General features: G+C 68.2%; 11 protein-coding genes and 1 pseudogene. 5 read left to right on the forward strand and 7 right to left on the reverse strand.

All coding sequences use genetic code 11. The features are described from left to right. Positions 1-98: 98 nt before the first annotated feature. Both AWQ70_RS16125 and AWQ70_RS37645 read left to right on the forward strand, forming a co-directional pair. Positions 99-680, forward strand: coding sequence for a dihydrofolate reductase family protein (locus tag AWQ70_RS16125; protein WP_067176583.1), 582 nt, complete (start codon positions 99-101; stop codon positions 678-680). Between the two features lie 791 nt (positions 681-1,471). After that, positions 1,472-1,660 (forward strand): annotated as a pseudogene (locus AWQ70_RS37645) (response regulator transcription factor); the annotation flags it as partial. Positions 1,661-1,817: 157 nt separating this feature from the next. Here the strand turns inward: AWQ70_RS37645 and AWQ70_RS16130 are convergent. Then, the gene (locus tag AWQ70_RS16130; protein WP_067176586.1) at positions 1,818-5,153 is read right to left on the reverse strand and encodes an ATP-binding protein; all 3,336 of its coding nucleotides are present in this window, start codon (positions 5,151-5,153) and stop codon (positions 1,818-1,820) included. Positions 5,154-5,854: 701 nt separating this feature from the next. On the opposite strand from AWQ70_RS16130, the gene AWQ70_RS38920 reads away from it, so the two are divergent. Both AWQ70_RS38920 and AWQ70_RS16135 read left to right on the forward strand, forming a co-directional pair. Beyond that, on the forward strand, positions 5,855-6,013 hold the full coding sequence (locus tag AWQ70_RS38920) for a hypothetical protein (RefSeq protein WP_157530097.1): 159 nt from the start codon (positions 5,855-5,857) through the stop codon (positions 6,011-6,013). Positions 6,014-6,126: 113 nt separating this feature from the next. After that, complete coding sequence (locus AWQ70_RS16135; RefSeq protein ID WP_067176589.1) at positions 6,127-7,263, forward strand: DUF3103 family protein; 1,137 nt, start codon at positions 6,127-6,129, stop codon at positions 7,261-7,263. A 183-nt stretch (positions 7,264-7,446) separates the two neighbouring features. Here AWQ70_RS16135 and AWQ70_RS38925 read toward each other — a convergent pair whose 3' ends face one another. Both AWQ70_RS38925 and AWQ70_RS16145 read right to left on the reverse strand, forming a co-directional pair. Further along, a complete protein-coding gene (locus tag AWQ70_RS38925; protein WP_157530098.1) occupies positions 7,447-8,046 on the reverse strand; it encodes a transposase in 600 nt (199 codons plus the stop codon). A gap of 39 nt (positions 8,047-8,085) precedes the next feature. Then, complete coding sequence (locus tag AWQ70_RS16145) at positions 8,086-10,752, reverse strand: LuxR family transcriptional regulator (protein ID WP_067176595.1); 2,667 nt, start codon at positions 10,750-10,752, stop codon at positions 8,086-8,088. Between the two features lie 210 nt (positions 10,753-10,962). Between AWQ70_RS16145 and AWQ70_RS16150 the strand changes: the two genes are divergently transcribed. Then, on the forward strand, positions 10,963-13,764 hold the full coding sequence (locus AWQ70_RS16150) for a LuxR C-terminal-related transcriptional regulator (protein WP_067176599.1): 2,802 nt from the start codon (positions 10,963-10,965) through the stop codon (positions 13,762-13,764). On the opposite strand, the gene AWQ70_RS16155 is transcribed toward AWQ70_RS16150, so the two are convergent. The 4 genes from AWQ70_RS16155 to AWQ70_RS16170 all read right to left on the reverse strand — a co-directional run bounded on the left by AWQ70_RS16155 (position 13,695) and on the right by AWQ70_RS16170 (position 24,589). Continuing rightward, on the reverse strand, positions 13,695-15,050 hold the full coding sequence (locus AWQ70_RS16155; protein WP_067176602.1) for a discoidin domain-containing protein: 1,356 nt from the start codon (positions 15,048-15,050) through the stop codon (positions 13,695-13,697). The genes AWQ70_RS16150 and AWQ70_RS16155 overlap by 70 nt on opposite strands. 99 nt (positions 15,051-15,149) lie before the next feature. Then, on the reverse strand, positions 15,150-16,469 hold the full coding sequence (locus tag AWQ70_RS16160; protein WP_157530099.1) for a discoidin domain-containing protein: 1,320 nt from the start codon (positions 16,467-16,469) through the stop codon (positions 15,150-15,152). Between the two features lie 107 nt (positions 16,470-16,576). After that, positions 16,577-17,767, reverse strand: a complete 1,191-nt coding sequence (locus AWQ70_RS16165; protein ID WP_169808677.1) for a heparin lyase I family protein — start codon at positions 17,765-17,767, stop codon at positions 16,577-16,579. 312 nt (positions 17,768-18,079) lie between these two features. After that, entirely contained in the window at positions 18,080-24,589 is a 6,510-nt protein-coding gene (locus tag AWQ70_RS16170) for a PKD domain-containing protein (RefSeq protein WP_169808678.1), read from the reverse strand. Positions 24,590-25,301: the final 712 nt, after the last annotated feature.

The following is a 25,301-nucleotide window of genomic DNA, read 5'->3' on the forward strand; positions in this document are numbered from 1 at the left end:
CTACTCCTTCCGATGAGGTCTGATGACCAATTGTGGCCGTGCGTGTGACGTACGGCAGACTGAAAACATCCACCTTGGTCACGGATAGGACATCGAAGATGCGCACGCTGATCTACACGGCCTTCGTCTCGCTGGACGGCGTCGTCGACTCTCCCGGCGGCGGCACCCGCTCGGAGGCCCACCGCAGCGGCGGATGGACCTACAAGGACATCGAGTTCCTGCCCGAGGCGTACGAGCTCAAGGGCCGGGAGACGGAGGAGGCCACCGCGCTGATGTTCGGCCGGGCCAGCTACGAGGCGTTTTCACCGTTGTGGCCGGACATGGAGGATTTCGCCGCCCTCAAGGAACTGCCGAAGTACGTCGTCTCGACCACCCTCGGCCAGGACGCCCTCGTCGACAACTGGGGTGACATCACGATCCTGCGCTCCCTTGAGGACGTCGTGAAGGTCAAGGAGACCGACGGTGGCCCCATCATCATCCACGGCAGCGCCACCCTCGCCCGCAACCTCTCCGACGCCGGCCTGATCGACCGCTACCACCTGCTGGTCTTCCCCGTGCTGCTCGGAGCCGGCAAGCGGATGTTCAGCGACACCGACAAGGACAAGCAGATGCTGAAGGTGGTCGAGTCCGAGACGTACGCCAACGGCATCACCAAGCTCGTCTATGACGTCGTCCACTGAGGTGCCCCCCGCGAATCGATGACGGCGGCCCTGCCTGCAGCGTACGAATGACTGCACGCATACAGGCCGGAGTTCGGCGGCGACGAGGAGGGCAACCACGGGATGACCAACCACGGTCCGATGACCGTGGAGGTCATGGTCCGGCGGAGGGGCGACATCGTCATCGCCCACTCCGACAAGGACCAGGTCATGACACCAGCCTGCGCAACCCGCCCGTGGGTGACTTCACCCAGAACGTCCACGGACGCTCCGCCGTGCGGCTCGCGCCGGGGCAGGGCGTCGTAGAGGCGTGGGACGGGACCCACCGGGTAAACCAGTCTGCCCAACGCCGAGCAGCTCAGCCGATGGGGCAGGGAGCGGGGCCGAGGCTGAGGTCGGCCCCGGCGACAACGATGCCCAGGAGGCCCAGGAGCTGGCTGGTGGGGTGGATGTGAGCGTTAGCCCTGACATCAGGGTCGATGCAGGCAGGCGGGGCCGCGGCCGCCGGGGTGCTGGCGATCAGAATGGCGAGCCGGCAAGGGCGGCTGCGGCCGTCAGTTGGAGTCGCGTCATGAGGTTCCTTCTTTCGGTACCGAGCGGCAGAACCGCTCGCCACGCCAGACACAAAGAGTGAAAGATATATTACGTTCAGTGGTGGGCCCGGCTGGCAGTGAACGATCAATGGAGGACCACGACCTGGTCTTCCCAGGGCCGACGGGCCGGCCCTCTTCTCCGGACTGGGTGTCAGAGCGGTTCAGGACCATCGCGAAGACGGCGGGACTGCCTGTGATCAAGCTGCATGAGGCGCGCCACGCGAGGCGGAGGTGCTCACCCTGGTCGCCCACGGCCTGTCCAACCAGGAGATCGCCGAACGGCTCGTCCTGTCCGAGCAGACGGTGAAGACCCACGTGGGCCGCATCCTGGCGAAACTCGGCCTCCGCGACCGGGCCCAGGCGATCGTCCACGCGTACGAGACGGGCCTGGTGCGCCCAGGTGAGTGAACCCGGCGGCACCGCCCGATCTCCGTGCTCCTGAACGGCCGGAGGTAGGCGCCGGTCGCGTGAAGTGACGACGCGCCGTCCCCGTGCCCGACGCCGTACGAGCCGTGCTCCGGCATCTGCACGATCGTGTCCGGCCTATCCCCCGGGGAAGGTGGGGTCACGTTCTCCCGTCGGGAAAGAGTGCATGTCCTGGCAGCGCTTCCACCGCGGTTTTCGCGCGGTTGCGCCACCAGGTTAGCTCGTTGTCTTCCGCCTGTCGGCGCAAGTCGGTGAGGTGCCGGACAGCGGTGTGGTGTTCGCCGCCCGCGGAGGCGAGCAGGGCCAGGTACCAGTCGACCGGGCCCATGCACATCACGGCGGACACCGCCGAGATGCGTCCGCTGTATGGCAGCAGGGTGGTGTACCCAGCCCGGCAGTCGTCCACGTGACCGATCGCCGCTTTGGCGGCGGCCTGCAGGCAAGTCGCCGACAGCCATGACCAGTCGTGTGGTGGCATCGGCCAGCCGTTCCGGACCAGGGCGCGGGCCTCGTCGCCACGGCCTTGGGCGTACAGGTGCAGGACGCGGGCGTCGTGGTCGAGGGTGGGGTGGATCCCGGTGATGGTGTCAATCAGCGGGCCTGCGTCTGCCATGGTTTCCTGTTGCATGCGCATGACGATGCGGCCCATGGCCACCAGCGCCCGCGCATGATACACGTCGAGCCGCTCGGCTTGGCGTTCGGCCTCGCCGCGTAGTGTCTCGGCCTCCCTGAACCGGCCGTCGAGGGCGAGGCGGTTGGACCGCCATAGGATGTGCTGGAAGCGGGGCCAGGGCAGCGGAAGCCGGTCCAGCAGTGCCTCGCACCGGGCAGCGGCGCGGTCGGCGCCGACGATGTCGAACAACTCCAGCCGGTTGTGGGTGTGCAGCATCTGTGCCAGCAGTTCGAACCCCGGAGCCTGCACGCGCGCCGCCAGCTTCTGCATCTCGTCGGCAATCCGTACCAGATCACCGATATGCAGCGGCTGGGGCAGCGCCAGGTGCCGGGCGTTGAGCAGGTGCATCAGCAGGTATGGGTCGCCCAGGCGGCGGGCCATCGCCACGGCCTCGGCGGACAGGGTGTCGCAGCGGGGGTTGTTGCTTCCGTCGTACAGTTCCTGGGCCAGGCAGCCCATTAGCCGGGCCTGCTCAGGGCTGTCCCCCTCCTTCAGGAGGCTCAGTGCAGTCTCGAAGCGGTGCACCAACCGCAGTTCCATGGCCTCATAGGGATCATGCAGCGACCACAGTGACGGAGCGTCCAGTGCCGTCAGTGCCCGGGCCGCCATCTGCGGGCGAGACGGAAACCGATCTGCCGCCCGGATGGCCTCGGCCCGGGCCTGCCGGGCCCCGATCTGGTCGCCTGCCTCCAGCAGGGCACGTACTCGTCGCAGCAACAGCTCCACGTGGGTGTCCGGGTCGCCAGCGGAGGCATTATGAGCCTCGATGGCTCGGTCCCACCATGTCGCCGCCTCCTCGTAGGCCAGACGAAGACTGGCCTGTTCGGCTGCCACGCAGGCCCAGCGCGCCGCCTCACCATAGGCCGCCGGACCGGCCTCGACCGCGTGATGGGCGATCACCGCCACATCGGTGCCGGGACGTGCGGACAAAGCTGCCATGACATCGCGGTGGATAACGGCCCTGGTCAGCGGGGCCAGGTCGCTGAGGAGCGTCTCCCGGACCAGATCGTGAGCGAAGGCCATCCGGGTCCCGCGGGAAACGAGCAACCCGCCCTGGGCCCCCTGATCCAGCAGGGCGTACACGTTGCCACCGCTCGACCGGCTCCCGGCGACCTCGACCACCACGGCAGGGTCGAAGTCCCGGCCGATAACGGCGGCAATGCCCAAGACTTCTCCCATCTGCGGACCATGGGCGGCCAGACGCTGGCGGACCAGCTCGGCCACCGCCTCCGGAACCATCTCCAGAGGCCGACCCTCGACCATCAGCCGGACGCTTTCCCGGACGAAGAAAGGATTGCCCCCGGTGCGGTTGGTCAGGCGGGCGACGACCTGATCGTCCACCTCCACCCCCATCTCCTCCGCGATCTCCCGCACCGCCTCGAAATTCAGCCCGCCCAGACGGATCCGGACCCGGTCGTAGCCGGCCAGGCGAACAAGCAGCTCATCCACTGGTAGGCCGCCGGCATCACCCGTCCACGGGCGCGGGGGCATCGTGTCGCGGAAGGCAGTCACCAGCGACAACGGCAACCCATCGGCCATCCCGCCGAGCAGCACCGTCACATCCTGCAGTAGCTCCAGCGAGGCTGGGTCTGCCCACTGCACATCGTCAAACACGATGACCACAGGCTGGACTCGTGCGGCGGTCACGAGCCACTGCGCGATCACCTGATTGCGTCGCAGCAACGCCGCGGCGGTCGAGCCGGTGGGCTTCTCATCGTCCAGCAGCCCCGCCAGCGCGGAGCGATCCGGCGGCGGGTAATGTTCCTGCAACGTTCCGAGCACCTGCAACCAGGGCCACAAGGCAGGCGTGCCCTGTGTGTCGTGACACCGCCCCCACACCACCAGGTGCCCCGCGGCGGCGCACCAAGCGGCGAAGGTCTCCAGCAGGCACGTCTTGCCTATGCCCGGCTCGCCGCTCACCGCCGCCAGCGTCACCCCCCGACGCGTGGCCGTACTCGTCAGCTCCAACAGCTCGGCCAGCGGCCCCTCCCGCCCCCGCGCCCTCCTCGGTGGAAGGGAAGCCTGCGAGGTCGTGAGCGCCACCGACGAGACGACCGGCCCCAGCGACTCGACGTGGCGCAGTATGCCGTCCTCCAGTTCCCGCAACTCCGGCCCGGGATCAAGCCCCAGTTGGTCGGCCAACAGTTCTTTGACGCGTCGCAGGACGGCCAGGGCGTCGGCCTGACGGCCGGTGCGGTAAAACGCCAGCGCGAGCAGACACCACAACCGTTCCCTCAGCGGATTGGCCGCCGTCTCGGCCTCCAGGTCGGCGATCGCCGCCTGCGGCCGGCCCAGATCGAGCAACGCCTGCGCCCGCCGCTCTATCGACACCAGTCGCAACTCCCGTAATCGGCCGACCTCAGCCAACGCCCACGGCTCATCACAGAACTCTCCATACGGCACGCCCCGCCACAACGCCAGCGCCTCCTCCACCGGCGCCAGCGCCTCCATCGGGGACAGGAACTCCGCGCGATTCACCAAGTCCGCGAACCGGACCGCGTCCACATTCTCCGCCAGCAGCGCATAACCCGACGGCCGCCCCACCAGGACCCGCGGCTCGCCACGCGCCGGCCGATCAGGCTCGATCGCCCGCCGCAGATGCGACACATACGACTGCACGGTCGCGACAGCACTCGCCGGCGGCGCTTCCCATACAGCTTCAATCAACGTCCTGCTGGGAACCAGCACTCCGTGCGCCACCAGGAGCCTTGCCAGCACGGCCCGCTGACGCGGCCCGCCCAGGTCGACGCGTGCCCCGTCATCGTCGTAGACCTCCAGAGAACCAAGAACTCGAAACTTCACCCCAACCTCCTCTGTGGTACAACGAACACCGCCAGTCGCCCCGGCTCGCCCCTGACAGTCTGTGGGGCCTGGGCGTCCGGGGAGCTGGGCCTGATCAGCCTCAACGCGCGGTTTCGGAAACAGTGTGGCCGGGCCTGCCAAAGCCCTGCTCGGGGCTACTTGGCGGAACGCCCGGCGGTCCAGCCAAACTCCCGCAGATCATGGCTCGTCTTCGTCACCTGAGGCGAGCGCCTACTCGCGGGGGACGTCCCCGCCGCCGCCCCGGCCATGGCCGCCGGGCTGGCCGAGATCAGCGAACTGGCCGACAGGATGAACCGGGCCTGGGCCACCGTACTCGGCGCCTGCCGCCCCCGACTCAGGTCGTCGAACTACCTCTTGCGAGGTTGCTCCTTCCGGAACTGCTCAGGTCCGGATGGCGCAAGCGAAGCCGTCAGCGAGGATCTCGGGATGGTCGGGAGGGAGCTGTTCATGTCCATCCTCATCTGTCGCTGCGTGGATGACGAAACAGTTGTCGCATCCCCCGCTTGGACCGTGCTTGCCCCCTGCTCAGCGGTCGCTCAAGAGACCTTCAAGCCATCCTCAAGGGATATCTCGCGCACGTTGGGGCGTTGTCTTCGCTCGTTGACAGGCGAGCTGCCCGCCGGAGAGTCGGGGACGGCCCGTCCGCCCTCACCCCGCCGGGCAGGCTGTAGCTGCGCGGGGTGCTCGCGCACGCGGGTGCCGGCGCCCTGCGCAAGGTGCAGGCCGCCCGCTCCCGCCTGTATGTGCTGGTCGACCTCGCCTATCCGGAGACCGCCTCCCCCTGGCGGGCCGCGGCCGACGGCACGACCGCAATCCGGATGAGTATCGCCTACTCATGACCGCAGCCCGGCGTTCGACGACGCTGGTCGACGACAGACACCAGCGGCACGCGACCCTCTGGTCCACATGGCCTGCTCGGATGATCGTTCCCCAACATGTGAGGAAGGTTCACGTGAAGAAAATCGCGGCATGTGCCGCACTCCTCCTGGCCGCCACCCTTTCACACTCACCCGCCGCGCTGGCCTCACCGCCCCCGTCCCAGCAAGTCACGGGCGCCTCCGCCGCCGACGCCCGGGCTGCCGCGATCGACGGCTACAAGCGCCACCTCGCCGAGGGGGTCGCCCGCCAACTGAGCGAGCGGCAGTTCCGGGACGCGCTCAGGCGCGAGCTGGCAGACGATGGCGAGGCCGACCTGGCGGCGCTGCTCGGCTCGGTACCGAACACGCAGGACCTGGCCGCGTACGCCCGCAATGCCAACAGCGAGATCCTCAAGCTCAAGGGCATGCAAGCCGAGGGATCGCTGCTGCAGATCCGGATCGACCCGCAGCTGGTCAAGCGCATCTCGGCGGGCGGGACTCTGGTGATGGCCACCCCCTCGGGTGACGAGAAGACGATCCGCACCGTCGTCGCCTTCGACGGCAACGGCCTCAGTCAAGAGCTCGATGCTTTCAAGATGCCCAAGCGCCCGGTGCTGATCGTCGGCCTCGACGAGCACAAGTCCGCAGAGCTGGCGCAGCAGACCATCCGGAAGTACCTGACCGAGGCTGGCATCGGCGGGACCGACCGGTCGGCCGCTAGCGAGCCCCAGCAGACGAACGTCCTGGCGTCGCGGCCGGTGTCCCAGATCTTCCGCATCGTAAACCGGAACGACCACGAGCCGTGGTACAAAGGCGGGCCGGAGATCTACGCCTGGGTCGCGGGCGCGGGGCTCGACGGTAAGGCCCGCGTCGACCAGGTGGAGATGCCGTACATCCAGGAGGAGGGCACCGTCTACTCCCCGGGTCAGACCCTGATCGACTGGTCCAACTTCAGCTGGACCTCCGTGGATGTGATCTTCATGGAGCACGACGACAACGCCAACCTGTCCGGGCTGGTCCGCGCCATCGTGGATGGCGTGCTCGTCGTGAGCGGCAACGGCCAGTATGTCCAGGTCGCCGACCAGATCGTCGCCAACCTGCCTACCGGCTGGGTCACGGATGACGACGACTGGGTCGACTCCTGCTACAACATCAACCGCCAGACCACCGACGTATACTGCGCCGCCATCCCCACCGGAATGAGCCTCGTCCTCACCTACCGCGTGGTCTGACGAAATCGGCTGCCGACCGTGACGCAAGCGCCAACGGCGGCCCGACCCTGTGGCGGCTCCGGCGACGCCGGGGCCGCCATTCGGTGAGCTCCCCTAGTGGGCTAGCCTCTCGCGCGGGCTGGTCCCCACTCGAATCTGGACCCCTTGCGGGGCGGCAGCTGCGTCAGCACCGCGATGAGGCCGTCACGAACGGCTTGCGCAACGCAGGTAGCTCGTCAGCGCGGCACGGTCAGCGAGCAGGCTCCTGACCGCAACCGGGTACTGGTAACCCCGTGCCTGGGCGAAGGCGTCGATCCGCCGCTGCACCGGCTCCAGCGGCTTCTGACCAGGTTCGATTTCCTCGCCGACCTCGCGACCTCGCCGGTGTCGCAAGATCTGCCAGTAGGCGACCTTCACTGAGGCCTGGTCGCTGGCGCTCACCTTCGGCAGCACGTTACGAGCGCGGCGATTCAGAAACCTCCGGCGCAGGGGCGCGCGGGAAGACTGCTCGACCGCTCCGACGAGACCGGGTGCGCCATCGGAGACGACCAGCAGCGGCGAGGCGAGCACGCGCATCACCAGGCCGGTCAGGAAGTCGTTCCAGGCATCGGTGGACTTCGATCCGGCGATGGCAGACCAACGAAGAGCGTCTTGCCCTCGGTGGTGATGCCCCAGGCGGCCAGCACCGGCTCGGGGCGGGCATCTTCGTGCAGCGCGCAAGAACCAGGCGATCACGCAGATTGCTCCCGGGCCGACGAGCGCGTCGCGGTGTCCGCATTTGCGTTCGGCGTCGGCTGCTTCCACGCGCTGCTCACGGGGTTGTCAACCTCGCTACGGCGCCGCTCACGGTGACAGCAAAAGCGCGTCGGCGAGCTGCCGTCGGTCGTGGATGCCAAGCTTGTGATAAGCCCTGCCCAGAAGGTTGGTCACTGTACGAACCGAAATGCCGAGATTGGCGGCGATGGCGGAGTTGCTGAGCCCCGCCGCCGCCAGCTCGCACATCTCTCGTTCCCGGCTGGTCAGAGACGGGAGATTCCCTGAGGAGGACGGCAGCGGCGCGGAGATGGGCGGCAGCCAGGGGGGACGGTAGCCGTCGCAGCGGTCGGCGAGATCGTTCAGGTAGCGCCTCGCTGCGTGGCCGCCCCCCGGCATCGCTTGGGCGGCCTCGAGAGCCAGCCCCGCGTAGCCGAGTTCGGCGAACCCCTCGGCGAGCTCGCGCAGCACAGGGCCATTCCGCGCGACCAGCGCATCACCGTGCGCAGCGAACAGCGCGAAGAGCGGGCTGTCGCACGCCTCTGCGGCCTCGCGAAGGCGGGCGGCCGCCCTGTGCGAGGGACGGAGCCGGACATGGTAGTAGGCGCACTCGACGCCGGTTGTGAGCCGCGACTCGCGTAGATAGAGGTCGGCGAGCCGGTTGGCCAGCTCGGCGGCGTGGGCCGGCCTGCCGGAGTAGGCGAGCAACCGGATCCGGCTGAACTCCAGCCTTTCGTGCAGGCTGAGACTCCTGGGGATGAGAGCGCGGATCTGGCCGAGCTCCTCAAACGCCTCCCGTGGGCGGCCGAGGGCGGCCAGGCATACGGCGTACTCGCAACCGATGAAGACCCGCAGCGGAAACGGCGTGTGCTCGTCGACCAGGGCCCGCGCTTCGCGGAGAGGGGCGAGCGCTCTACTGGGCCGCCCCTCCCACATCCAGCAATGACCGCGCATTTGCCCTGCAATCGCGACTTCGGACGGCTCCGCACGCTGTATGGCCTCCTCGTAGTAGATCTCGACGAGGGAGAACGCCTGGCGCAGCTTCCCCGCGAGTATGAGCGCGTTGACATGACAGGCCGCGGCCGACCCCCGCATGGCCGGCCACCGGGCGGGCAGCTGCAGCGACCCGCGGTCGAAGTCCTCGGCCGCCTGGGCCGGCCTGCCGCGGAAGGTGAGTTGGTAGGCCCTTAATACCGTGGCGGCATCGGCGACCAGCGGGTTCAGGGGGCCCTGGTTCATGGCCGGGCGCTGGGTCGTCTCGGCGAACGGCACGCTTTCGCGGGCCTGAGCGCCACCGGTGAGCGGGGCTGTTCTGGTGAACAGCGCCAGCCCGAGCTCGGCCACGCCGAGGTCGGCGGACCGGGCCGCGTCAGATGGGAGTGCGCGGGCCATCTCCTCCTGTGCCTCCGCGGGCCGGTTAAGTCCCCAGAACAGGTTCAGCGAGCGCAGCGCGACCGTCTCCGCACCGTCTCCGCCGTGGTCCGCCAGCAGACGCTCGGCCTCCGCCGCCCGGCCCTGTGCGATCAGGGCCTGGCCCCTGAGGGCTGACCCGGGTGAGCCGTGGACATGCTGGGCAAGATTTTCGGCGAGCACGGGGTCTCCCGAGGCGAGGGCGAGCCGGCTGGCGACGACCGCCTGTGACACGGGTACGTCCAGGCCGGCTTCCAGCCGCCACAGCACGGTTGCCGGGTCGTCGCGGTCGGGAACGCCGGTCTCGGCGGCGGCGGCCACCAGCTGCCGGTACCTCTGCCGGCGGCGCAGAAGGCCCAGCCGGGCCATCAGGGCCTCACGCTGAAGCGCATGGGACATGACGACCGCGTCCGCTCCCGCACGAGAGGTGATGGCGACGACGGCGCGGTCCACCAGCTCGCTGATAGTGGATGATCCGGCCAGGTGTTCGGCCGTCACCCGGGGGATGAGGCCTGTCAGGGCAACGTACTCCAGTGCCTCCGACTCTGCAGCGGAGAGCGTGGCGAGGTCGGCGGCGACCAGACCGTGCAGGCGGGGGGGCTTGCCGGGAGCCTCTCGCCAGGACCAGACGCCGCGCTCCGGAGAGAGGTCGCCGGTATCGAGGCCGATGCCGACGACACGCCGCAGCAGCAACGGGTTGCCCCGGCTGATTCGCCAGAGCACGTCTGCGGTGAGCCCGTCGACCGGCCCTCCCAGGACGCGGGTGAGCAGACGGAGAACCACCGCGCGGGAAAGGTTCGCCAGGCGCAGCACCATCAGTGGGGCCTCGCCGTACATGTGGGCGAGCCGCCCGTCGAGGCGCGATCCGGCGCGCGCGGTGAGAAGCAGCGTGACGCGCGTGGTCCTGACGAGGTCGCCCACAACGGCTGCCGAGGCCGCGTCGATGTGCTCGATGTCGTCGATGCAGAGCAGGATTCGCCCCGCCGTGGGGCACCCGTCGGAGGCGCCACGGCGGGCCTCGTCGAGAACGCGCGAAAGGCCGGAGAGACCGTGGCCAGCGGCGGCGGAGGATCGGCCGACGATGTGAAGGCCGGCGACCCCCAACCCTGAGATGTTCCTGGTGGCCTCGGTTGCGGCTCCCCGGACGATCAAAGTGCCCGCTTCCGCGCACCTGTCGAGGACGTGGTCCAAGAGGCGGGTTTTCCCCACTCCCGGTTCGCCGGTGATGAGCACCCCCGGTCCCAAGGGCGTCCTCAGCGCCGAGATGATCTGCCGCGTCTCTTCCTCCCGGCCGATCACGGGCCATTCCATGGCGTCCACCGAGTGGTCGACGGCAGTGTCGATCATGTCCTCTCCGAGGCTAAGAGCATCCTCCCGTTTCCCCTGGATCGCCTCCCGTTCCCCTGTCAGCAGATCTTCTGCCCATCGTTCTCCGGGCAGTTCCGTGACCGGACCGCCGTCCAGTTTCGTCGTTTTGACTTCAATTAATGGCTTTTGTCCCATACTCGTAACGCGTAGAGATCGGTCGGCTGGAGGTCCAACAGCGGGGAGGGTTTTGTGCGGCCGTACAGCGACGTGCAGGATGACGCCGACTTCAGCCGGATTCTTCGGCCCGCCTGGCCCTTCGTCGGGCGGACGGCCGAGATCCGGACCGCTGTGGCCCAGCTCAGACGGCAAGGCGAGCCTGGCATACTGCTCGTCGGGGAGGCCGGGGTCGGCAAGTCCCGCCTGCTGAACTCGATCGTGTCGTACTGCCAGGACGAGGACATGCACGTCGTCGTCACAGCCGGGGCCGAGGCGTCGCGTGGGCTGCCCTTCGCGACGATGGCGGCCCTGCTGCCAGAACAGGACGACCGGGACGCAGCGAACGTTTTCGGCGCCGCCGTGGGCGCGTTGCGCGAGGCTGCGGGCGGCCGCACCTGTGTAGTGGCCATCGACGACCTGGATCACCTTGATGACGTTTCCGTCGCTTTGGTCCAACATCTGGCCGTTACCGCCGGGGCCCGCGTTCTGGCCGCGGTCAGGGCAGGCTCCACGGACGCGCCTGCTGTCAAGGCGTTGCTGCGCCGGCCGTTCGTCCAGGCGTCGGTGGTGGAGACACTGGACCGCACGACGATCGGTGCCCTCCTCGACACGGCACTGGGCGGGCCGGTCGACGGACTGACCGTTGACAGGATGTGGCGCGTGACGCGAGGCAACCCCCTGTTCGTGCGGCATCTCGTGGAGGAATGCCAGGCCTCTGGCAACCTCCGCCAGGTCAGGGAGGTATGGCGGTGGAGGGGGCAGATGCCTGCCCGACGCGGGCTGCGCACCCTGGTCGCGGATCTTCTTGGCGGCCTCACGGATGACGAGGCCCGCACGCTTTCGTACGTGGCGCATGCCGAGCCGGTGCCGCTCGACGTGATCGAGGCGCTCGCCGACACGTCCGTACTGGTGCGACTCGAACAGCGCTCGCTCATCACGGTCGAGCGGGTCCGCCGCGAGCTGCTGGTGCGGATGGGGCACCCGTTGTACGGAGAGGCGGTTCGGGCCCGATCCGGCGAGGACAACCGTCGAAGCCTCTACCGAGCGCTCGCCCACGCGGTGATGCAGGCTCCCCCAGCGATGGACGGGATAGGCCTGCGCGCCGTGACGTGGCAGCTGTCCGCAGGCGACCCAGTGCCCGGCGGGCAAGTGGTGCACGCTGCCTCCGAAGCGCTGGCCCGGTGCGACGCTCCCCTGGCCGAGCAGCTGGCGCGCCACTCGGGCCTCGACGCCGCCGTCGATGTGCTGGCGCGGGCTCTGGTGGCCCAGAACAAGGCAGACGAGGCGGAGGACCTGCTGAGCGGACGCATGGACGGCGGGCCGGGTTCGCCGTCGGAGCTCGCCCAGGTCGCGGCGTTGCGCGCGCTCAACCTGTTCTGGAACCTGCGACGGCCCGCCGAGGCCGAGGAGGTGCTCCGGGCGGCTCGTGCCATCGGCCCTCTCACAAGCGACGCCGCCGCCGAGCTGGCCGTCGCCGAGCTGGCCCTGGCCGCCTTCGGCGCCGGTGCGACCGGCCTCGCCTCGGCTGGTTTGACCCACCTGCCCGCCGGGGTGCGGGACAGTGTGATCGCGAGCGTCAGCGAGCCACTCCGCGCCTACCTGAACATCTACCTCGGCCGGCCGGCTCTGGTCGCCGACGACTACGCCTCGGGACGGTTGGGCGCACCGCGGGTATGGAGCGCGATGGGGGCCGCCACGGCAGCCTGCCACGTGCAGGCTCTCGCCCTTGCCGGCCGCCTCGAGGAGGCCTTCGCCACGGCCCGCTCCGGCTACCGGGCGGCAATCGAGCAGGAGGACTGCGCCTGCGCCGCCCTGCTGTCCTTCGAACTGGGCATCTGCGAGGTGTGGGCGGGACGGCCGAGCCGAGCGCTGCCCCATTTCCGGGAGGCCCATGCGCTCCTCGATCACCATGTGCCCTTCCCGATCCAGGTCTACGTCTTCGCCGAGCACGCGACCTGCCTCGCCGCCGTGGGCCGGCTCGACGAGAGCCGCCGGATGCTCGAGGACATCGCTGGTCGGCTTCCCGATAGGTCGAACCTGCACCACCATCTGACTCTGGCGAGGATCCGCATTGACGCGCTGGCCGGCGTGGAGCGGGCGGAGGCCGCCGAAGCCGCAGCCTCGCTGGGCGAACGCTACCGATCGGAGGGGTGGCTCACCAAGGCGGTCGAGGCCTTTTACCACTCCGTGCGACTGCACCCCTCGCCTTCCGTCGCGGAAGCTCTGCACGAGGTCGCCGGCCGCTGCGACAGCGAACTGTTCCTGCTGTTCGACCGGCACGCCCAAGCGGTCGTCGGGGGAGACGCCGAGGGCCTGGCCGCGGTGGCCGAAGTTCTGGCGGAGCACGGCTACAACGGCCTGGCCGGTCAGGCCGTGTCGACCGCGGCCGAGATCGCCGCGGAACGGCGCGAGCGCCGCCTCGCGGCCCGCTTGCGGATCCGAGTCCGGGAACTGGCTCAGTTGTGCGAAGGCTACTGGCCGCCATGGACAGCGAGGCCCGAGCCCCAGGCGGTTCTCAGCCAGCGCGAGCGCGAGACATGCGAGCTCGCGGCCGGTGGCATGACCAACGACGCCATCGCCGCGCACCTGGGCCTGTCCAAGCGGACCGTCGCCAACCACCTCCAGCACGCCTACGGCAAGCTCGGCATCCGGGGCCGGCAGGACCTGGCCCAGGCCCTGGGCCTGCCCCGGCCGGTACCTCCCGTCGGGCCCGCCTGGGCCGCGGACAGTCCACCACGTGACGGTACCGGCGCGGTCGATCCGGATCAGTTGCACGGGACAGGGCCTCCGCTGTCGAGGATTTCGCCGTCGTCCCGCACGAACTGCCACGAGTAGCCGGTCGCCGCCAGATCGAGCTTGACAACTCCGTGCGCCAGCAGCCGCTTCTGACTGTTGACCCGGATCGTGCCGAAGGGCTTCAGCGATGAGCCCCCGGTGCCGACGACGAACTGCCGGATTCCCGACGCGGATGCCTCGGCGGTCGGTGTCTGCTTCGCGAACCGCTCGTAGTCGTGGTCGTGGCCGTTGAGCACCAGGTCCGCGCGGACGCCGTACAGGGCGTCCCAGAACGGCTTCATATTGGGGAAATCGCCGTGCTCGGAGCCGGAACTGAACATCGGGCGGTGCCAGTAGGCCAGCACGCAGGGTCTGGTGTTCCGGCTGAGGTCGTTTTGGAGCCAGGTGACCTGCTCGCTGCCTGCGTTACGGCTTACTTCGGAATTGAGCGACACGATGTGCCAGTCGCCCAGGTCGAAGCTGTACCAGCTCTTACCCGCTGGCGCGGCCGCGCCGCCGAAGTACTCCAGGTAGCCCGCAGCGCCGTCGCCGAGCGCGTACTCGTGGTTGCCCGGCGTTGGCTTCGTCTTCGACTTGAAACGGCCCCACGTCGGCGCGTAGTAGCGGGTGAACTCGGCATAGGCCCCGCTCTCATACTGGTTGTCGCCCAGGGCCAGCACGGCGGCGGGATTGATGGAGAGGACCCGGTCGGAGGTGCGCGTGTGCGGGCAACCGCTGCCCTCGCAGGCGGTGACGATGTCACCGGCCGCCACAACCACGTGATCGCCACCCTGGCCCGGATCGGGGCCGAGGGCGGCCGTCTCCAGAATGCTGCCCCAGGAGCCCTCCCGGCTCTGCCAGAACGAGATCCGCACGTAGCGGGCGCTCACCGGCGCGGCGTACGGGTAGCTCTCGAACCCGGCGGTGCTCCCCGAACTGCGGCCGGCCCAGACCACGGTGTAGTTCGTACCGTCCGTCGAGGTGTAGATGTTGAAGTCGTTCCACCGCAGGTCACCGCGGTGCCAAGCGATCTTCAGCCCGCACAGGCTGCGCGTTTGGCCGAGGTCCAGCACTAGGCTCGCGCCGAGCCCCTGCCCTGACCAGCGGGTGGTCATGTCGCCGTCGACCGCCTGTTGCGGCGGGTTCACCGCCTCCCAGGTGCTGGCCGTCACGGCCGAGACCGGCTGAGTCGTGGTGCATCCGGGAAAAGTCGGGACGACCGTCGAGGAGACATCGGCGGCTCGGCTGCGGGCACCTTCGTCGGCTCGCGCGGTGTCCCCGATGGCGAAAGTCGACAGCAGGAGGAGGGCACCGAGCGCGGCCCGCAGCGGTTTCTTGCGTAACATCTTTCATCTTCCTGTCGGCGTTGGACGGCGGTGAGCGTCCGGCCCGGACGGGTCAGCGGTGCTTGACGAGTGGTGCCAGGGGCGCGCCGAACGGCCCGGTCAGGACGCGCCGAACACGGCGGCCTCGGTGATGCTGGCCCAGCCGTTGCCCGCGGAGTTGTCCCACCAGGCGATGCGGAGGTATCTGGCCTGCCGCTGCGAGAAGCGGTACGGCTCCGGGTTCAGAGTTGTACCCGAGCTGCGGCCCTCCGCCGCCTTGGTGTAGGTCACGTTGTCCGTCGAGGTGTAGACGGTGTAGTCGTTCCACCGCACGTCGCCCTGGTACCAGGCGACGTTCACCCCGCACACTGGCCGCGACGCACCCAGGTCGAGTGTCAGGTACGCTCCGGACCCGCTGCCCGACCAGCGCGTCGCCAGGTTGCCATCTGTCGCGTTCGAGGGTGGGTTGATGTCCTCCCACGTGCTGGCGGTCACACCGGTGGAAGCCAGTTTCGCCGGGCAGGCGGCCTGGTTGCCCGGGGCGATCTCCCGGACGCTGAGCTTGGCCAGGTCGACCCTGGTGGCCTCGTCCCAGCGGAACGCCGCCTTCGGGCCGCCCCAGGTGACCCTCTCGTCGCGGGCGCCACCGCAGGGATTGGCCGTGTCGATGGACCACCCGCCGGTGTCGTCGCGGGTCGACACGAGGGTCCACGTGCCGTTGTTCGCCCGGTCGAGGTATGCCTCCAGCCGCACGCCGCCCGGGATGTTGTACATGACCATCTTGAAGCCGACCATCTGGCCCTTGATCGTGGCACCGCCGCCTTGGTAGGAGCCCTTCGCGTAGCCGGCCCCCCCGTCGTGGTAGATCTCCTTCTCGAACTTGACGCCGCCGTCGGAGAAGCGCAGGTCGCCCTTGTAGGCGGTGCCCCAGCAAGCCTCCGGGGCCACGCCCTCGCCGGTGTGCCGGCCACCGCGTGCGTACCAGGTGAAGGCGTCTCCGTCGTTACCACTGACGTAGCGGACATATCCGGTGATCTCAACGTCCCGCCAGTCGTTGGCATCGTGCATGTAGCCCTGGGAGCGCAGATCGGGCTGGCGCCAGGTGAGGAAGTCCTCCTGCGTGCGCTGATCGTAGGTCGTCGTGGAGATTCCGATCCGGGTCTTGATATCGCGGACGGTGAATGTGCCGTCCGGGTTGGACGTCATGGGTGTCCCGCCGAGGCGGGGATCGCCGGAGGGATTCGCCGACAGGTGCCAGACCTGCCCTCCTGGTTTGGTGGGATAAATCATGCCGACGCCGTCGACGGGGTCGATCCCCGCCGACGGGACCGAGGCCGATGCCGTGGCTGGGGTACGGGCACCGGAGGTGAAGCCGGTGACGCAAAAGGCGCCGGCGATGGCCAGCACGATCATCAGGTACGAGGTACGGCATCGTCGCATCGGGAACCGCCTGTTGTCGTGAGGAGGTCGTCGGAGGGAGGACCGCTCTCGTGCCACCCGGCGCGGCAGGGCGGCACAAGAGCGGCAGGACGATGAGGGGGCCGGTGTCAGGAGCCGAGAACGGCCGCTTCTGTGATGCTCGCCCAGTCGTTTTGGGGGTTCTGCCAGAAGGAGATCTTGATGTATCGGGCGTCGCGCGGGCCGTTCGTGAACAGCGCCTGCTCCAACCCGGTCGTCGTGCCCGAGCTGCGGCCCTCCCATGCCTTGGTGTAGGCCGCGCCGTCCGTCGAGGTGTAGGTGGTGTAATCGTTCCACCGCTGGTCGCCCAGGTGCCAGGCGACTCCCGTCCCGCAGACGCGGCGTACCGACCCCAAGTCCAGGATCAGCGAGGCGCCGAAGCCCTGCCCCGACCAGCGGGTGGACAGGTTGCCGTCGATCGCCTGCGCCGGCGGGTTGATCGCCTCGTAGGTGGTCGCGGAGGCGGACGCCACCGGGACGGTGGCCGTGCAGGATGATCCGCCGCCGGGTTTCACGTCGTCGTAGGTGGCCCGCTGGTCACCCAGCCGCAGCGAGTCGTAGAACATGACCCGCTCGTCGGTGTCGGACGGCTTCGTGGGGTCGTTCCAGTCCCACTTGTAGATGCCGAACTTGAAGTACGGCGAGCGCGGCCCGCCCGCGTGCGTGGCGCCGGTTCGCTGCAGGACAGGCTGTCCGTTGCGCCACACTTCGAACATTCCCTGGCTGTCGGTACGCCACTTGACATGGAAGACCCAGTCGGTCCACGTGCCCGTGGCGTAGGGGCCCAGGTCGATGATGTCCCCGCGGAAGTCGATCTTCCAGCGTCCCTCGTCCGTCAGCAGCGCCAGCGGCGGTGAACCACCCCCGCAGTCATCGCACTGGTGCCACTGGCTCACGATCTCCGCGGACACGTCGGGGACCCAGCTCGTGGGCAGGTTGACGCTGAAGCCGTACCACCGCTCGGCGTTGAGGGGCTGCTCGTCGCGCTGGCTGATCTCGGCGCGCTTGCTGCCGGACTGGATGGGGTCGCCGCGGTTGAGCTGGAACCGCGCCGCGTAGGAGCCATCCCGCACGGGGCTGGTCACGGCGGCGGCGCCGTGGTCCGCCACCCACTGCTTGAGGAAGTTGGGGGGAGCCGCCACCGGCATGGTCCGGTCGGCGGCGACTTCCCAGTTCAGGGTCCTGAAGACACCCGCCGGATCGGCGTGCGCGGGCAGTGGCGAACTCCCCAGTGCTGCCACCAGTGCCGCGGTCAGCGCTGCGGCTCTCTTCCAGATCATTGTCATCGACTCCCTGGCGAACGAGGCCTTCGCCACTCGGACGAGGGCCATTCCTGGTCTCCGTGTGGCGACAGCGTCTCGGAGCGCGGGCCGACGGTCATGAGTAAGCGATGCTCATTCGGATTCCGACCCCCAAGGCGACCGCGACGAGGGCACCATCGATGTCGCGTCGATCCGCATCTGGCTTTGAGACCCAGTCGCGTAGGGGGCGAAGGGGTTGACGATAACGGGTTCAGGAATGGCTGTGCCTGCTCAGGCCGTTCCGAGTGCAACGGCCTGAGCAGGCGTGGGGTTTGCCCGGGCGGGCAGGCGTCAGCCGCTGATACGCAGCACGCCGCTCACCGGAGACGGTGAGCCGGTGGGCTGGTTGTCGTAGATCCGCGTGCCCTTGTCATCCCAGACGACCAGGTGGAACTGGTCGGCCGGGCCGGCACCGGTGTCCACAGCGGTGATCTCGTAGGTGACTTTTCCGGCCTCCTTGGCCTTTCCGGTTCCGCGCAGGATCGCGGTTCCGTCGGCCGCGGACAGCACGGTGAAGGACGTGCCGTGCAGGGTCAGGCCGGGCGCCGTGTAGGTCAGCTCACCCGTGGGTGCCTTCCCCTTGCGCGGGTAGCGGGCCGTGACGGTGAAGGACGCCTTGCCCTCTTCCTTGGCGCACTCGCTGTTCAGCATGCATGCCTTGGCGGGGGTCGCGATCGTACCGGCCCCAGTCACCGACGCGGTCCGGTCATAGACCAGCACCCGCACCTTCCCGCCGCCGACCGTGTCGGCCATGGCACGGCCCCCATGATCATCAGCGACCGTGACCGCCACCTCATACAGGCCCGGCTCGGTGAACACGTGCGGCAAACCCACAGTGCCCTTGCCGCCGTGCTCGGCCACCGCACCGGCGATCTGCCGCTCCCCGATGGTCCAGGTGGCGGTGTGGGAGTCACCCCTGCCCGTGTCGGTGAACGAGGCGGACAACACCACCGGCTCACCCACCTCCACCATCGCCGGCGGCGCCTTCAGCGCCACCTGCGGATCGGCGTTGGTCACCTGGACCACCACCTGCGCACTACTGGCACCGCCCTTGTCGTCGGTGACCGTCAGCACCACCGTGTAATCACCCGCCGAAGCGAAGACGTGCTCCAGCTTCAACTGGTCGGCGGTCGGCGTCAGCGGCTGCGGCCCCAACCCGTCCCCGTAGTCCACCGTGTAGGTCCAGGAACTGGAATCGGGGTCGGTGAACGAGCCCAGCCCAACCCAGCTGGCTCCCGCCTCAACGGTCTCCGTCGTTGACCGCACCGTCACCTGAGGGGCCTGGTTCGGCGTCTGCGCATCCTTGACCGTCACGGTGAAACTCGCCGTGCCCTCCAGGCCGCCGTCGTCCTTCACCTTGACGATCACCGTGTAGGAGCCAGCGCCTCCCCACTGGTGCTCCAGCGCGATCTGCTTGGCAGCGGCGGGCGTGACCGGCTGCGGGCCGGACCCGTCGCCGTAGTCCACCGTCGCGGTCCAGGAGGTGGAGTCGGGATCGGTGAAGGTCACCGTCCGCTGCAGCGTCTCACCCGTGCTCACCTCCGCATCCGGCCCCGCCGACAGCACCGGAGCGGTGTTCGGCCCCGCCTCCTCGATCACATACTCGACGTTCGCCCCACCGACGTCCTTGCCGTCGCTGACCATCACGGTCGCGCGTCCACGCGTCGGAGCGGTGAACGTCTTGGCCTTCGACGTGACAGTCCCGCCACCCGGCCGTTGGGCCACCGTGGCCTGCTCCGGACCAGCACCCAACACCACCTGCGCCGTGTGCGTGTCACCGGTATCGGCGTCGGTGAACTCCACCGTCAATGTGAACGGCTTGCCCACCACACCCCGCACCGGAGCAGACGGCACCTCCACCACCGGCACGGCGTTCGCCACCGCCCCGGTACCGGTCAACGGCAGCGTGTAAGCCGGCTCAGCACCATCCGCCGTGGTGAACGTCAGCGCACCACTGGCCGGACCCTCCTGCGTCGGAGCGAAACTCACCTCCACCGTGCAGGTCTGACCGACCGCCAGCTCCACCGGGCAGGCGTTCGTCTGCGCGAACGGCCCGCTGACCGCGATCGCCTTCAACGGGATCGGGTCGTTCAACCGGTTGGTCAGCTTCACCGCGTACGAATGGCTGACCGACCCCACCTTCACCGGCACGGGCCAGTTGACACCCGGGGTGTTGAACAACGGCCGCACCGTCGCAGACGCCGTCGCGGTGTTGTCACCCGGCTTCGGATCGGCCACCGCCATGCTGTAGCCGTGGGCCTGAACCTTCAGCTCCGTCCCATCGGCCGTATCCGCCGGGATCGTCGCCGTCACCTCAACCCTGGCGCTCCACCCCGGCTCCAAAACCTTGACCGTGTTACGGAACCCACCCTTGATCGGCGCGCAGATCCCCCGGAAGGTCTCACACGCGCTCACACCGGCGGCCTGCGGCACGAGTACATCCAGCCGGACATCGGTCGCGGTGTCAGGACCGGCGTTGGTCACCGTCGCCGTCCAGGTCACCTTCGACCCCGGCCCCGGCTCAGACGCCGACACCTCGGTCGTGACCTGGAGATCCGCCTGCGCGGTGGTCGGGCTCAGCAGGAACGAACGGGCCGACTCGGTGAAACCATCCCCGTCCGGCGAGCGGTCACGCACGGAACCCTGGATCAGGATCTGACCCGAGGAGTTGACGTCCCGCACGTACAACATGGCCATACACGGCTGGGTCGTCTTGGTTCTGTCGTCCGGGCACCACGGCCGAGAGAGCAGATCCTTCAGCGGGTACTTCGTGCCGTCCACCCACATCACCGGCGACCTGTGCGAGGGGTTGAGACGAAGCCCCGACTCGAACCCGACGATCAGTTCGTTGTCGTTGACCGCGGCCGCCTCACCGATACCCAGATCAGTCGGCTTGCCGCCCCTCCACGCATAGGCGCGCTTGACCGTCTTACCCTCATAGGCGCCGCACCGCAGAGTGCCGACCACCAGGCCGGCGCTGTTGACATCGGAGGCCCGGCCGGCCGTCTCAGCGCATCCTTCAACCGTGCCCGGCAGCTTGGTGAGCACACCGTCCGTGTAAAGCGCCGGACCCGTGTCCCGAGCGGTACCGTTGGCATTCCGGCCGATCGCGTAGCTACCCGAGACCACGCCCCAGGCGTTCAGACGCGCGCCCCCCCAGTTCTGAAAGTCCTCACCGTCGTAGCTGCGACCTGTGACATAGTCCGGAGGCGCCGCAACCGCGGTCCCCCGATCCCACATCACAAACCTGCCCGGACTCGTATAACCGAACGTCTTACCGTTGTCGTTCAGGGTCTCGGCCATGCCATGCACCGTGCTATTGCCCGGCTGCAGGTCGGTGACCGACCCGCCATTGCGGTAGACGACAGCGTGCTCGGCGTTGCTGCCGTTCACCGACGCCACGGCCCAGCCGGACACGTCACCGGCCTCGTTGATGCCTATAGCACCGGACTCGCACTTGACCGCGCCATCGGTGCAGGCCAGACCACCCAGCTCGGTGAACGTCCCGTCCTGCCAACGCACCGCGCGCTTCTTACCGTCCTCGCCGGTCACCGTGGCGGCGACCTGACCGCGGTCGTTCAACGACCACACCTCGGTCCTCGAGGCGTCCCCGCCAGGCAGGGTGCCGATCTCGGTCACCTTGTAGGTCCCGAACCGGGCCTTCACCGTGTGCGGGCCGTCCATCGTCAGCGTCAGCGGCCCCGCGCCCCGCTCCTCACCGTCGACCACCCATCCGATCGGGACACGCCCGGCGTCCGGGGTCGCGGTCACCTTCACCTTCGTCCCGGCCCGGTAGCTGTCCTGCGCCGGCGACGCCGACACCGAACCCCCTGACCCCGCCGAGAGCGTCAGCACGAACTCCCGCGTGTCCGGCTGCTTCACCTCGATCACATCGAACGCCGTACGCAGCCCCTTGGCGGTGTCGACCTTCACCGTGACCGAATACACACCGTCAGGCAACGACTCAGAGGTGACACCGTACACACCGTCATCGGCGGCGCCGTCACCACTGTTGCCGTCATCCTTCAACGGCAGTTCGACGCGCGCGTTGCCCTCACCAATCACGATCGCCTGCACCGGCACCCCGGTCACCGGCTGACCCCCATCGGTGACGGTACCCGTCACCGTGATGCGGCCATCCTCCGACGGCTGCTCCACCTTCGCGGTCACCTTCACCGGATTACCGGCCACCCAGGCACCCAGATCGGCCGTAACCAGCTCCGTGGCCGTGTTGGTGATCTCCAGCTTCCACGCACCCGCCTGCGGCTTGGCCACGCTCAGCCCCTGAAACGGCTGCTTGGCCTCATCGCCGCCCGCCGCATACTGCGCGGCCGGCTTCCCCGATGGATCGCGCAGCACCAGCCCCACGGTCGACGGCAACGCCCCGGTCACACCGAACGCCGCGCCCTGCGGCACATCCAGCGGTACGCTCACCGTCTTACCCGGCTCGACCGCAGCAGACGGCGTGGCGAACAACGAACCACCGTCCACGCCATCGGCGTCGGCACCAGTGGCTGTGGCCTTCGCGGTCGCCAGAGCGTCGGCACCCGAGTTGCCGGCGACTTCCTTGGTCAGGCCGGGCAGACTCGGGCCAGCGGCCTTGCCCGGCACCGACGCGAGCCGAGGCTTGACATAGGCCTGGAAATCCGGCACCGAATCGGTCATCGACATGTGAACCGTTCCGGTCTTGGGGGTGTCGGGATAGAACTGCGCGCTCCAGAACGGAACAATCAGATCACCATCCCAGAACGAGGTGACGCCTTCCGCTATGTCCTTGTTCCACGGAATGGGTCCCATGCTGAAACAGGGCACGATCCTGCCCACACCCGCCAGATTAGCGGGCGACACACCCTTGAGGTTCATATAGTGCTCGTTGAACACACCCCGCACGAACGCCGTGGTGTTCTGCTCCGACGCCGGGGAGTACGGAACGGGAAGACCCCTGATCGCGGCCTGTTCCACCACCATCTCCGCACAGGGAGTCCCCCGATTCGGAGTCCCCAGCTGCAACATCCGGTTCACCACCGGCTTGTCATCCGGCGAGCTCGGCATGTCATCCTGAATGTACTGCCGAGTGATAAGACCACCCATCGAGTGGGCGATGACATCGACGTGCCACGCCCCCGTCCGCGTGCGCACGTTCTCGATATACTTCGCCATCTCGTTGGCGTTCTGCGTAAGCGTGTTGGTCAGCTTTAACGGATCCGTCAAGGTACCGGTGTTAAGGGTGCCGCCACCGGAACCGAACTGACCGTCACCCACAGCGAAAGACGCCATATTGGGGTGGAAGTCTCTGATAATCGCATGGGTGTATCCCCACGAAGACACCGCGTCGGTCTTATATCCGTGCACCAGAACCACGGGCTTCGGCTTGGTGAGGATGCTCGCCGACTCGGCGAAATCCTTCCTGGCCTCGCCGACGAAGAGCCGCGCCTTGACATACCGCGCCAGATTCGCCTCGCCCCTCTCCCAGGCGACCCCCGCGGTGTCCCAGTTCACCCGTACGTTGACGGTCTCGTTCGCAGCGAGCTCGACCTCGACCGGATCCACCTTGGGCAACGGCGTGTAGTCCACGGCCTCGCCCGGTTCCGGCGCCTGATACAGCTTGAGCCGCGCGGTGACGGGCACGTCGTCGGGATTGGTCACCGATACCATAATGCGCGCCGGGTTGCCATCGGTCACCGCCTCCGCCTCGGCCCACTCCCCGGACGGGTAACTCTTCGTCTCAAGCTTGACTGAATCGATGACGGGCCCGCTTGCCAGCTCGAGCAGGAAGCCGTGGTCCACGTCGGCTCCCTCAGGCCGGCCGACGCCGACGATCTGGTCGACATCGTTGATGCCGGTGGCCTTCTTCAGGGTCCAGCCCGAACCCGGCGGCAGCAGGCTGTTCAGATCGATTCCCACGCCATTTCGATACAGAGCGGCATGCTCGTAGTACATGCCGGAGTCGGTGTACATCACCCCGACGCCGATTCCGGACTCGTTGATCGCCTCCACCCTGCCGCCGTGAGGGGTGTCCTGTACGTGGAATCTTCCCTCCACATCCCAGATGATGGGGATATCACCGGCGTCCTCGTACGGATGCCCGTCCACCTGGCCTGCGACCACGCCCTTTTCATTGATGTCGTTGGCCCGGGTACTTACGGCGCCGGGGACCGCCAGGCGGTCTCTGTCGATGTCCAGGGGCTGACCGGGCCTGGTCCGGAAGGCTTGCATAGAGATGCGCGGACCAGGGTCCATGTCAGCCCAGCCGACAACCGAACCGGAATCGGCCAGCGCCGTGGGCTCCAGAACCTGCCCTTTGAACGATCCCAGCTTCAGTTCGGAACCGTCGGGATCGCGTATATAGCCACCGCCCGCGATTTGACCGCGATCGTTGATGGCTAATGCCCATTTACCCAAGGGAGTTATCTTGTCTTTTTTGACGAGCCAGGCTTTTTCCGTGTCCGAGCCGTTGGTGACAACCGCCACGCCGTTGTCGTTGATCTCCCAGGGCACGCTCGCGCCGATTTTGGGGTCGAGGCCGAGGAGCGCGTGAACGTCCGTGACCGACCCCTCGAAGAACAGCCTGGCCTGAGGACGTTCGCCCTGCTCGAGCCCGGCGACCCCGACCGCGAAGGTGACCTCGCCGTAGTTGTTGATGTCAGTGACTCTGCCACCCCTGCCCCCGAGGGAACCAAGATCGGTGATCTTCTTGACCTTTGGCCCGGCGGCCGCCACTTTCGTGGCCGGAGGCGATGTCGGGCCGGACGCGGCCAGCGCGGGTAAGGGCATGGCCAGAGAGGCCACGGTGGCGGCCAAGCCGACCACCCCGGCGGTCAGAGTGGTCGCGATCCGCCGAGCGGACACGCGACAGGTTGACGGGTTCAAATGTGTTTCTCCTCGACTACGAACGCGCCTTCCGGCGCGACAGTGAATCTCCGCGCAGGATTTGGTGTGCCGGAGCAACCGGTCCGCTCCCGCGGTTCGCCACCCATAAAGGCGGGATAAAGATCCGGTACGGATTCTTACCGAACCCCCCTGCAAATCGCATGAGCCGCCTTGCAGGACACTGGTAGTCGGACATCGTGTGAGCTGATCGCGGCGTCTCCATGCCGGGCGCACTACGACGTCGCGCGCAAAGCTGCTGCACCGTCGACTTCGTCGCGGCATCGGACGGGCCGCATAACCAGGTGAGAGCCCGGGCCCTCCCCCGGAGGCATGGACATCTTGACTGCCGGACGACAGACATCCGGCGGCAAGAAGTTCCGCGCGGCGATGAAGCCGTACTCGCCTGAGTTCAAGGCGGACGCCATCGCGTTGTAGCCGGCTGACCCGACACGGACGTACGTCGGCGCCCCGGGACCTGGGCATCAACAGCGAGACGCCGCGTCTTCGGGTGCGCCAGGCCCGCTCGGCTGAGACCCCCCGGTGAGTCACCGCCGGGGGTCGTCCGATAGGGGGTTCGGTACCGCTGGCCGCGCCGCCGATCCGGCGCACCCCAGCCGGGGCGGCGATCTTGTCTCGGTTCGCT

This window comes from Microtetraspora niveoalba, from assembly GCF_001570405.1.
Taxonomy (GTDB): Bacteria; Actinomycetota; Actinomycetes; order Streptosporangiales; family Streptosporangiaceae; genus Microtetraspora; species Microtetraspora niveoalba.